We start from the raw sequence: 12046 nt of genomic DNA, 5'->3' as shown, positions 1-12046 counted from the left end.
ACACCCACGCCCCGGACTCCAACTCCCCTGCGAGGCGGGCCGCCTGGGCCTTCAGCGCCCCGGCGCTCTGCGCCGACACCACCCACGGCGTCGGCCCCGTCACCTCGCCGACCGGCGCCGCCTCCTCGGCCGGCGCCTGCTCCAGCACCACATGGGCGTTGGTGCCGCTGATCCCGAAGGACGACACACCCGCCCGGCGCGGACGCTCCGCCGCCGGCCACGGCCGGGCCTCGGTGAGCAGTTCCACCGCGCCCTCCGACCAGTCCACCTCGGAGGTCCGCTGCTCGGCGTGCAAGGTGGCCGGGAGCGTCCCGTGCCGCATCGCCTGCACCATCTTGATCACACCCGCCACACCGGCCGCGGCCTGGGTGTGCCCGATGTTCGACTTGATCGAGCCCAGCCAGAGCGGCTCGTCGCCACGGCCCCGGCCGTAGGTGGCCAGCAGCGCCTGCGCCTCGATCGGGTCCCCGAGCCGGGTCCCCGTCCCGTGCGCCTCCACCGCGTCCACCTCGGCCGCCTCCAGGCGGGCGTCGGCCAGTGCCTGCCGGATCACCCGCTCCTGCGCGGGCCCGTTCGGCGCGGTGAGGCCGTTGGACGCACCGTCCTGGTTGACCGCGCTCCCCCGGACCACCGCGAGCACCTGGTGCCCGTTGCGCCGGGCGTCCGACAGCCGCTCGACCAGCAGCAGGCCGACCCCCTCGGACATCCCGGTGCCGTCGGCGTCGGCCGAGAAGGCCTTGCAGCGCCCGTCCGAGGCCAGTCCGCCCTGGCGGTCGAACTCCGTGATCACGCCGGGCGTGGCGAGGGTGGTCACGCCACCCGCCAACGCCAGGTCGCACTCGCCGCCGCGCAGCGCCCGCACCGCGAGGTGCAGCGCCACCAGCGAGGAGGAGCAGGCGGTGTCCACCGTCATGGCCGGGCCCTCCAGCCCGAACACGTAGGCCAATCGGCCGGAGGCGATGCTGGTCGCGCTGCCGGTCATCAGGTGGCCGAGCGCGCTGTCCGGGATCTGCATGCCGAGGCCGTAGTGGGACGCCGCCGCGCCGACGAAGACGCCGGTGGAGCGGTTGCCGAGGTCGGCGGCCACGATGCCGGCATCCTCGAAGGCCTCCCAGGCGGTCTCCAGCAGCAGGCGCTGCTGCGGGTCCATCGCCAGCGCCTCGCGCGGCGAGATCCCGAACAGGCCCGCGTCGAACTCGGTGGCGCCGTCCACGAATCCGCCCCGGGCGGCCTGTCCGTGCGCCACGTCGAGGGGCCAGCCGCGGTCGGTCGGGAAGGCGGCGGTGCCGTCCTCGCCGGCGGCCACCAGCCGCCACAGGTCGGCCGGGGAGGCGACGCCGCCGGGCAGGCGGCAGGCCATGCCGACGATCGCGATCGGCTCGCCGGGGTCGGCCGTCGGCGCCGGCGTGGCGACGGCGGGGGCCGGGGCGCTCTCGCCCAGCAGCCTGGTGGCCAGGTGGTCGGCGAGCGCGGTCGGGTTCGGGTGGTCGAACACCGTGGTGGCGGGCAGCCGCAGGCCGGTCGCGGCGTTGAGCCGGTTGCGCAGTTCGACCGCGGTCAGCGAGTCGAAGCCGAGGTCGCGGAAGGCCTGCCGGGCGCCGATCGCCTCGGCGTCCGCGTAGCCGAGCACGGTGCCGGCGTTGCCGCGGACCAGGTCGAGCAGGATCTGCCGGCGCCGGCTCGCGGAGGCGTTGCGCAGCTGTCCGGCCAGGGTGCCGGTGTCGCCGGCCTCGCGCTCGGCGGCGCGGCGCACCGCGGGCCGGATCAGGCCGCGCAGCAGGGCCGGGACCTCGCCGCCGCCGGTGCGGTCCAGGGCGACCGGCACCAGGTGCGGGGCGGGCAGGGCGGTGGCCGCGTCGAAGAGGGCGAGGCCCTGTCCGCTGTCCAGGGCGGTGCCGAGCTTGTCGGTCCGCGCGTCGGCGCCCGGGTTCAGGTGCCGGGTCATCTCGCTGGCCTCCTGCCACAGGCCCCAGGCCAGTGACTGGGCGGGCAGCCCGAGGGCGCGCCGGTGGGAGGCGAGGGCGTCCAGGAAGGCGTTGGCCGCCGCGTAGTTGGCCTGGCCGCCGGTGCCGAAGGTGGCGGAGGCGGAGGAGTACAGCACGAACATCGCGAGGTCGCGGTCGGCGGTCAGCTCGTGCAGGTTGACGGCGGCGTCGACCTTGGGCCGCAGGACGGCCTCGACCCGCTCGGGGGTCATCGCGTCGAACACGCCGTCGTCCAGGGTGCCGGCCGCGTGGATCACGCCGGTGAGCGGGTGCTCGGCGGGGATCGCGGCGAGCACCGCGGCCAGCGCCTCGCGGTCGGCGGCGTCGCAGGCCGCGACGGTCGTCTCGGCCCCCAAGTCCCGCAGCTCGGCGACGAGTTCGGCCGCGCCCGGGCCGTCGGCGCCGCGCCGGCTGAGCAGCAGCAGGTGCCGCACGCCGTGCCCGGCCACCAGGTGGCGGGCCAGCAGCCCGCCCAGGGTGCCGGTACCGCCGGTGATCAGCACGGTGCCCTCGGGGTCGAGCGGCGCCGGGACGGTGACCACGTTCTTGCCGACGTGCTTGGCCTGGCTGATGTGCCGGAACACGGCGGGCGCCTCGCGGACGTCCCACGCGGTGATCGGCAGCAGCCGCAGCGCACCGGACTCGAACAGGCCGATGATCTCCGCCGTGATCTCCCGGACCCGCTCCGGGCCCGCCTCCGCGGGGTTGAACGCCCGGTAGCGCACGCCGGGGTGGTCGGCGGCGACCTGCTCGGCGTCGCGCGGGTCGGCCTTGCCCATGTCGGCGAAGCGCCCGCCCTCGGCGAGCAGCCGCAGTGAGGCGTCGACGAATTCGCCGGCCAGCGAGTTCAGCACCACGTCCACGCCGCGTCCGCCGGTGGCGGTGCGGAACGACTCCTCGAAGGCGAGGTCGCGGGAGGAGGCGATGTGGGCGTCGTCCAGACCGGCCGCGCGCAGCGCGTCCCACTTGCCGGGGTTGGCGGTGCCGTACACCTCCAGGCCCAGGTGCCGGGCCAGTTGGACGGCCGCCATGCCGACGCCGCCGGCCGCCGCGTGCACCAGCACCGACTCGCCGGGCCGGGCCGCGGCCACGTCCACCAGCCCGTAGTAGGCGGTCACGAAGACGACGGGCACCGAGGCGGCCTCGGTGAAGGTCCAGCCGGCCGGGATCCGGGCCAGCAGCCGCCGGTCGGTGACCGCCCGGTCGGCGAGGCCGCCGCCGTCGAAGTGGCCGAACACCCGGTCGCCGACGGCCAGATCGGTGACGGCGGCGCCGACCTCGGTCACCACACCCGCGGCCTCGGCGCCCATCACGGCGCGCTCGGGGTACATGCCGAGCGCGAGCAGCACGTCGCGGAAGTTCACGCCGGCCGCGCGGACGCCGATCCGCACCTGGTCGGCGCCCAGCGGGGCGTCGGCCTCGGCGGCGGGTACCAGGGCGAGGGCCTCCAGAGTGCCCTCCTCGGTGACGTCCAGGCGCCAGGCGCCGGGCCCGTCGGGGGCGGTGAGGCCGTGGGCGGCGCTCTGCCGGACGAGCCGGGGGGCGCGGGCCCCGCCCTCGCGCAGGGCGAGCTGCGGTTCGTCCTGGACGGTGGCCCAGGCCTGCCAGTCGGCGTCCTGGCCGGCCGGGTCGCGGTCCAGCAGCAGCACGCGGCCGGGGTGCTCCGACTGGGCGGAGCGCAGCAGGCCCCACACGGCCGCGCCGGCCAGGTCGGTCACCGGCTGCCCGGGGGCGGCCGGGACGGCGCCGCAGGTGACGACCACCAGCCGGGTGTCGGCGAAGCGGTCGGCGGCGAGGAACTCCTGGACGGTGCGCAGGACTTCGGTGGTGGTCCGGCGGACGGCCAGGGCCGGTCCGCCGTCGGATGCGGCGGGCGGCAGGGTCAGCACGACCACCGGGGGCGTCGCGCCGTCCTCGACGGCGTCGATCCCCCGCCAGTCCGAGGCGTCGGGCCGGGCCGGGGCCGGCTGCGCCAGCGGGGTCCAGTCGACGGTGAACAGGGCGTCGTGGACGGCGCGTTCGCCGGCCCGCCGCAGCGTCGCGGCGGCGACCTCGCGCAGGGTCAGCGAGGCGATGTCGATCACCGGCGCGCCGGTGGGGTCGGCGGCGTGCAGGGCGACGCCGTCCGCGCGGACGGTCAGCGCGACCCGGAGCACGGTGGCCCCGGTGGCCCGGAGGTGGACGCCGTCGAAGGAGAACGGCAGGCGGGTGCCGGCGGCGGGGTCGGCGGTGAGGCCGATGGCGTGCAGGGCGGCGTCCAGCAGTGCGGGGTGCACGCCGAAGCCGTCGGCCCGGACGTCCTGGGGCAGGGCGACCTCGGCGTAGACGGTGCTGCCGTCGCGCCAGGCGGCGCGCAGGCCCTGGAAGGCGGGGCCGTAGCCGTAACCGGCCTCGGTGAGCGCCTGGTAGAAGCCCTCGACCTCGACCGACCGGGCCCCGACGGGCGGCCAGACCGCGAGGTCGGGGCCGCCCTGCGGGGCGGTGGCGGCCGGGGCGAGGACGCCGGTGGCGTGACGGACCAGCTCGGTGCCGGCGGCGTCCGGGCGGGAGAACACCTCGAAGGTCCGGCTGCCGGTGTCGTCGGCGGTGCCCACGCTCACCTGGACCGCGACGCCGCCCTGGGCGGGCAGCACCAGCGGCGCCTGGAGCACCAGTTCGGACAGCAGGGCGCAGTCGGCCCGCTCACCGGCGGTCAGCGCCATCTCCACGAAGGCGGTGCCCGGCACCAGCACGTCGCCGTGCACCGCGTGGTCGGCCAGCCAGTCCTGGCCGGCCGCGCTCAGCCGTCCGGTCAGGACCAGGGCTCCGCCGGGCAGCGGGACGGCGGCGCCCAGCAGGGCGTGCTCGGTGACGACCTGGCCGACCGTGCTCAGGTCGCCCGCGGCGACCACGGCCCGCGGCCAGTACCGCTCCCGCTGGAAGGCGTAGCTGGGCAGCTCGACCCGGCGGCCCGCGGGCACGACCGGGGTGAAGTCGACGGACGCGCCGGCGGTCCAGGCCTCGGCGAGGGCCGTCAGCAGCTGCTCGGGGCCGCCCCGGTCGCGCCGCAGCGTGCCCAGCGCGGCCGCGTCGGCGCCGGCGGCGTCGGCGCTCTCCTGCACGCCGACGGTCAGCACCGGGTGGGGGCTGCACTCGACGAACACCGAGCGGCCGTCGGCGAGCAGGGCGCGGGTGGCCTGCTCGAACAGGACGGTGGAGCGCAGGTTGTCGTACCAGTACCCGGCGTCCATCCGCGCGGTGTCGATCGGCTCACCGGTCAGCGTCGAGTAGAGCGGCACCGTGGACGTGGTCGGGCTGATCCCGGCCAGCTCCGTCAGGACCCGTTCGCGCACCCGCTCCACCTGGGCGGAGTGCGAGGCGTAGTCCACCGGGATCCGGCGGGCCCGCACCCCGCTCTCCTCGCAGAGCGCCAGCAGCGCGTCCAGCGCGCCGGGCTCGCCCGACACCACCGTCGAGGACGGGCCGTTGAACGCGGCCACCGAGATCCGGCCGTCGAAGCCGACGATCAGTTCCTCGACCACCGCGCTGCCCGCCGCGACGGACACCATCCCGCCGTCACCGGCCAGTTCGATCAGCGCCCGGCTGCGCAACGCGACCACCTTGGCGCCGTCCTCGACGGACAGCGCACCAGCCACCACCGCCGCAGCGATCTCACCCTGCGAGTGACCGATCACCGCCGAGGGCTGCACACCGTGCGCCCGCCACACCTCGGCCAGCGACACCATCACCGCCCACAGCACCGGCTGGACCACGTCCACCCGGGACAGCAGCTCCTCGTCGTCCAGGGCCTCGGTGAGCGACCAGTCGGTGTACGGCGCCAGCGCCGCCTCGCACGCGGCCAACCGGGCCGCGAACACCGGTGACCAGTCGGCCAGTTCACGCCCCATACCGAGCCACTGCGAACCCTGGCCCGGGAAGACGAACACCACGTCACCGGGAACCGCCCGGCCCTTCACGACGCCCTCGCCGTCGAGGGTGCCCAGGCCGTCCAGCAGGGCGGCCCGGTCGGCGCCCAGCACCACGGCGCGGTGCTCCAGGGCGGCCCGGGACAGCAGCGAGCGGGCCACCTCCGGCCCCGCAAGCTCGGGGCGCGCGGCCGCGAACTCCCGCAGCCGCTCGGCCTGCTCGGTGAGCGCGGCCGGGGTGCGGCCCGACAGCAGCCAGGGCTGGGGGCCCTCGGCGGCCTCGGGCTCCACGGTCCCGACGACCGGCACGGACTCCAGGATGACGTGGGCGTTGGTGCCGCTGATCCCGAAGGAGGACACCGCCGCCCGGCGCGGCCGGTCGAGCTCCGGCCACGGCCGGGCCTCGGTGAGCAGTTCCACCGCCCCGGCCGACCAGTCCACGTGCGGGGACGGCCGGTCCACGTGCAGGGTGGCGGGCAGCAGGCCGTTGCGCAGCGCCTGCACCATCTTGATCACGCCCGCCACGCCGGCGGCGGCCTGGGCGTGGCCGATGTTGGTCTTCACCGAGCCGAGCCAGAGCGGCTCACCGGCGCGCTCCTGGCCGTAGGTCGCGAGCAGTGCCTGCGCCTCGATCGGGTCGCCGAGCCGGGTGCCGGTGCCGTGCGCCTCGACGGCGTCCACCTCGGCGGCGGTCAGTCCGGCGTTGGCCAGGGCCTGCCGGATCACCCGCTGCTGGGCGGGCCCGTTGGGCGCGGCGAGGCCGTTGGAGGCGCCGTCCTGGTTGATGGCGCTGCCGCGGATCACCGCGAGCACCTGGTGGCCGTTGCGGCGCGCCTCGGACAGCCGCTCCAGCACCAGGATGCCGACGCCCTCGGCCCAGGAGGTGCCGTCGGCGGCGGCCGCGAAGGCCTTGCACCGGCCGTCGGCCGCCAGGCCGTTCTGCTTGTCGAACTCGGCGAACACCCCCGGGGAGACCATCACGGCGACACCGCCGGCGAGCGCCAGCTCGCACTCGCCGCGGCGCAGCGACTGGGCGGCCAGGTGCAGGGCGACCAGCGAGGAGGAACAGGCCGTGTCCACGGTGACCGCGGGGCCCTCCAGGCCGAAGGTGTACGCGATCCGGCCGGACAGCACGCTGCTGACGGTGCCGGTGAGCAGGTGGCCCTCGACGTTGGCGGGCATCTCCATGCCGAGGCCGTATCCGGAGGCGGAGGCGCCGATCACCACGCCGGTGGACGAGTGGCCGAGGGAGTACGGGTCGATGCCCGCGTTCTCGAACGCCTCCCAGGCCGTCTCCAGCACCAGGCGCTGCTGCGGGTCCATCGCGAGGGCCTCGCGCGGCGAGATGCCGAACATGCCGGCGTCGAAGTCGGTGGCGTCCTCGACGAAGCCGCCGCGCCGGACGTAGCCGCCGCCCTCGGGCCAGCCGCGGTCGGTGGGGAACCCGGTGACGCCGTCCCGGCCCTCGGTGACCATCGCCCACAGCTGCTCGGCCGAGCGGACCCCGCCCGGGTAGCGGCAGCTCATGCCGACGATCGCGATCGGCTCGTCGTCCGCCGCGGCCGCCACCGGGCGCGTCGGCCGGGCCTCGTCGGGGGTGCCGAACAGCTCGCCGAGCAGGTACTCGGTCAGCGCGGCCGGCGTCGGGTGGTCGAAGACCAGCGTCGCCGCCAGCTTCAGGCCGGTCTCCGCGCCGAGCCGGTTGCGCAGCTCCACGGCGGTCAGCGAGTCGAAGCCCAGGTCGCGGAAGGCGCGTCGCGGCGCCACCGCCTCGGTCGACGGGCGTCCCAGCACCAGCGCGGTGCGGTCCCGGACCACCTCCAGCAGCAGCCGGGACCGCTCCCCCTCGGGCGCGGCGGCGAGCGATTCCCGCAACTCCGAGGAGGGGGCGGACGATCCGGTGTCCCCGGCCGCGTCGGCCAGGTCGGCCAGGCCGCTCAGCAGCGGGCTGGGCCGGCCGGAGAGGAAGGCGGGCCCGAACCGCTCCCAGTCGACGTCCGCGACGGCCACGCAGCCCTCGTCCCGGTCGACGACCCCGGCCAGCGCCCGGATCGCCGCCGTACGGTCCAGCGCGGACAGGCCGCGGCGGCGCAGGTAGTCCTCGAAGCCGGCGTCCGCGGCCATGCCGGCCTCGGCCCACGGGCCCCAGGCGACCGAGGTCCCGGCCAGGCCGCGGGCCCGCCGGGCCTCCACCAGCGCGTCCAGGAAGGCGTTCCCGGCCGCGTAGGCGCCCTGGCCGCCGCTGCCCCAGGTGGCGGCGATGGAGGAGAAGACCACGAACAGGTCGACGTCCCCGGCCAGTTCGTCCAGGAGCGCGGCCCCGGCGGCCTTGCCGCCGATCACCTCGGCGACGGCCTCGGCGTCGGTCTCCATCAACGGGCCCGGCGCGCCGACCCCGGCGGTGTGCACCACGCCGCTCAGCGGGTGCTCGGCCGGGATCCCGGCCAGCAGCCCGGACAGCGCCTCCCGGTCGGTCACGTCGCAGGCGGCGACGGTCACCCGGGTGCCCAGCGCGGTCAGTTCGGCCACCAGCTCGTCCGCTCCCGGCGCGGCCGGGCCGCGGCGGCTGGTCAGCAGCAGGTGCGGCACGCCCCGCCCGGCCAGCCAGCGCGCCACGTCCCCGCCGAGGGCGCCCGTGCCGCCGGTGATCAGGACGGTGCCGTCGGTGCTCCACTCCGCCGCGGGCGCCCCGGGCAGCGGCGCCCGGACCACCCGGCGGCCGAGCACCCGCGCCCCGCGCAGGGCCAGCTGGTCCTCCCCGCCCGCACCCGCGAGCAGCGCCGCCAGCCGGCGGCCCTCCTCGGCGGTGACGGTCTCCGGCAGGTCGACCAACCCGCCCCAGCGGCCGGGGTGTTCGAGCGCCGCGACCCGGCCGAGGCCCCACAGCAGGGACTGCTCGGGGGTCGGCGACAGGTCCTCGTCCCCGGTCGACACCGCGCCCCGGGTCAGGCACCAGAGCGGAGCCTGCGAGCCCGCGTCCCCGAGTGCCTGGACCAGCAGCAGCAGGGCGCCGAGGTCGGCGGGCACCGGAAGGCCCGCGGCGGCCGAACCGGCCACGAACACCACGCCGGCGAAGTCCTCGGCGGCCAACCGCCCGGCGAGAGCGGGCCGGTCCCCGGTCAGCGGCAGCCGGGTGACCCGCGCACCGGCGGCCAGCAGCGCGGCGGCCACGTCCTCGGCGGCCGCGGACTCGTCCGCGGTGGCGAGCAGCCAGGTGCCGTTCGGCCCGGCGGCGTCCGGCAGCGGCAGCGGCTGCCACTCCACCCGGTAGCGCCAGGAGTCGACCACCGCCTCCTGGCGGCGCGAGCGCCGCCACGCGGAGAGCGCCGGGACGACGCCGTCCAGCACCTCCGGGGTGTCCGACAGCCGCAGGGTGGCGGCCAGCTCCGGGACGTCGGCGCGCTCCACGGCCGCCCAGAAGCGGGCATCCTCGGCCGAGCCGGGCACGTCGAGCGGGACGTCGGGCCAGTAGCGCTCGCGCTGGAAGGCGTACGTCGGCAGGTCGAGGCGGCGCCCGGCCGACAGCACGGACCGCCAGTCGAGTTCGGCGCCGGTCGTCCACAGGGTGGCGAGCGCGGTCAGCGCGGTCTCGGACTCCGCGCGGTCACGGCGCATCAGCGGGGCGACCACACCCTCGGCCGCCTGCTGCCCGACCAGAGCCGACAGCACGGCGTCCGGGCCCAGCTCGACGTAGCGGGTCACGCCCTCGCGGTGCAGGGCCTCGACGCCGTCGGCGAAACGGACGGCCTCCCGGACCTGACGCACCCAGTACTCGGAGGTGTCGAGCAGCCCCGGCTCGGCGATCCCGCCGGTCAGGTTCGACACGATCGGGACCTGCGGCTCGGCGAAGGTCAACTCCGCCAGGACGGCCGAGAATTCGGCGAGCATCGGCTCCATCAGGGCCGAGTGGAAGGCGTGCGAGACGGTCAGCCGGCGGATCTTGCGACCCTCGGCCGACCAGCGGGCCGCGAACTCCTCCACCACCTCCGCCGGACCCGAAACCACCACCGAGGTCGGGCCGTTGACGGCCGCGACGTCCAGCCGGTCGCCGATCGCGTCGCGGACCTCGGCCTCGGCGGCCTGAACGGCGAGCATCGCGCCGCCGCTCGGCAACGCGTCCATCAGCCGACCGCGCGCCGCCACCAGCGCACAGGCGTCCGCCAGCGAGAACACGCCCGCCACATGGGCGGCCGCGATCTCGCCGATCGAGTGCCCGAGCAGGAAGTCGGGCGCCACACCCCAGGATTCGAGCAACCGGAACGACGCCACCTCGACCGCGAACAGCCCCGCCTGCGCCCACACCGTACGGTCCAGATCCTCCGCACCCGCGAAGACGACCTCCCGCACCGACCGCCCGAGCCTCCCGTCCAACTCCGCGCAGACCGCGTCGAACGCCGCCGCGAAGGCGGGGAACGCCTCGTACAACTCCCGGCCCATGCCGACCCGCTGCGCACCCTGCCCCGTGAACAGGAACGCCGTCCGCCCCTCCACCGCGACACCCGCGACCACGCCGCCCGTCGGACGCCCGTCCGCCAGCGCGCCGAGGCCATCCAGCAGCCCCTCACGGCCACCGGTGCCCAGCACCACCGCGCGGTGGGCCAGCGCGGCCCGGGTCGTCGCCAGGGACCACGCCGCGTCGCCCGCGTCCACGTCCGGCCCGAACCGCTCGGCCAGCCGCGCCGCCTGGCCCCGCAGCGCCTGCGCGCTCTGCGCCGACACCGGCCACGCCACCGGGCGGACGCCCTGCCCGGGCGCCTCCGGCTCCGTCCGCGGCTCGGCCTCGGCCGGGCTCTCCTCGATGAGCACATGGGCGTTGGTACCGCTGACGCCGAACGCGGAGACGCCGATCCGTCGGGTCCGCTCCGCCTGCGGCCAGGGCCGGGCCTCGGTCAGCAGCTCGACGCCGCCGCCCGTCCACTCGACGTGCGGGGTGGGCGCGTCCACGTGCAGGGTGGCCGGGAGCACGCCGTTGCGCAGCGCCAGCACGCTCTTGATCACGCCGACCGCGCCGGCGGCGGCCTGGGTGTGGCCGACGTTGGACTTCAGCGAGCCGAGCAGCAGCGGCCGGTCGGCCGTACGGCCCCGGCCGTAGACGGCCTGCAGCGCCTCGGCCTCGATCGGGTCGCCGAGGCGGGTTCCGGTGCCGTGCGCCTCCACGGCGTCCACGTCGGCCGCCTCCAGCCGGGCGTTGGCCAGCGCCTGCCGGATCACCCGCTCCTGCGAGGGACCGTTCGGCGCCGTCAGACCGTTCGAGGCGCCGTCCTGGTTGACCGCGCTGCCCCGCACCACCGCCAGCACCTCGTGCCCGTTGCGGCGGGCGTCGGAGAGCCGTTCCAGCAGCAGGACGCCGACGCCCTCGGACCAGCCGGTGCCGTCCGCCGCCGCCGCGAAGGACTTGCAGCGGCCGTCGGCGGCCAGGCCGCCCTGCTTGCCGAACTCGGCGAAGGCCGCCGGGGTGCTGATCACCGCGACGCCGCCGACCAGGGCCAGGCCGCACTCTCCCTGGCGCAGCGACTGGACCGCCAGGTGCAGCGCCACCAGCGCGGAGGAGCACGCGGTGTCCACGGTGACCGCCGGGCCCTCCAGCCCGAACACGTACGAGAGCCGGCCGGAGAGCACCCCGCTCGCGGTGCCGGTCAGGTGGTATCCCGCGGTGTTCTCCGGGAGCCGTCCGGCTCCGTCGTAGCCGGACGGGGAGGCGCCGACGAAGACGCCGGTCGCCGTGCCGGTCACCGAGTGGGGATCGATGCCCGCCCGTTCGAAGGTCTCCCAGGCGACCTCCAGCAGCAGCCGCTGCTGCGGGTCCATCGCCAGCGCCTCGCGCGGGTTGATGCCGAACAGCTCGGCGTCGAACCCGGTCGCGTCGCCGAGGAAGCCGCCCCGGCGGGCGTAGTCGCGGCTGCCGGGGAAGGACTCCTCCCAGCCGCGGTCGGTCGGGAACCCGCCGATCGCGTCGGTGCCGTCCGCGACCAGCCGCCACAGGTCCTCCGGGCCGGTGACGCCGCCCGGCAGCCGACAGCCCAGTGCGACGATCGCGATCGGCTCGCGGGCCGCCGCCTGGATCTCCCGGTTCTGCCTGCGCAGGCGCTCGACCTCCTTGAGGGAGGCCCGAAGTGCTTCGACCGCCTTGTCACCGCGGGTGTTCATCGATTTCTC

At 76.6% G+C, this 12046-nt stretch carries 1 protein-coding gene; it reads right to left on the bottom strand.

The window, feature by feature from the left end; translation table 11 throughout:
- The coding region (locus ACWGKU_RS28705) for a type I polyketide synthase (protein WP_452191621.1) at window positions 1-12037 on the bottom strand (12037 nt) is incomplete at its 3' end.
- Window positions 12038-12046 lie beyond the last annotated feature (9 nt).

The sequence above is a fragment of the Kitasatospora sp. NPDC054768 genome (genome assembly GCF_053612025.1).
This window is presented reverse-complemented; position numbering and strand designations above follow the sequence as displayed.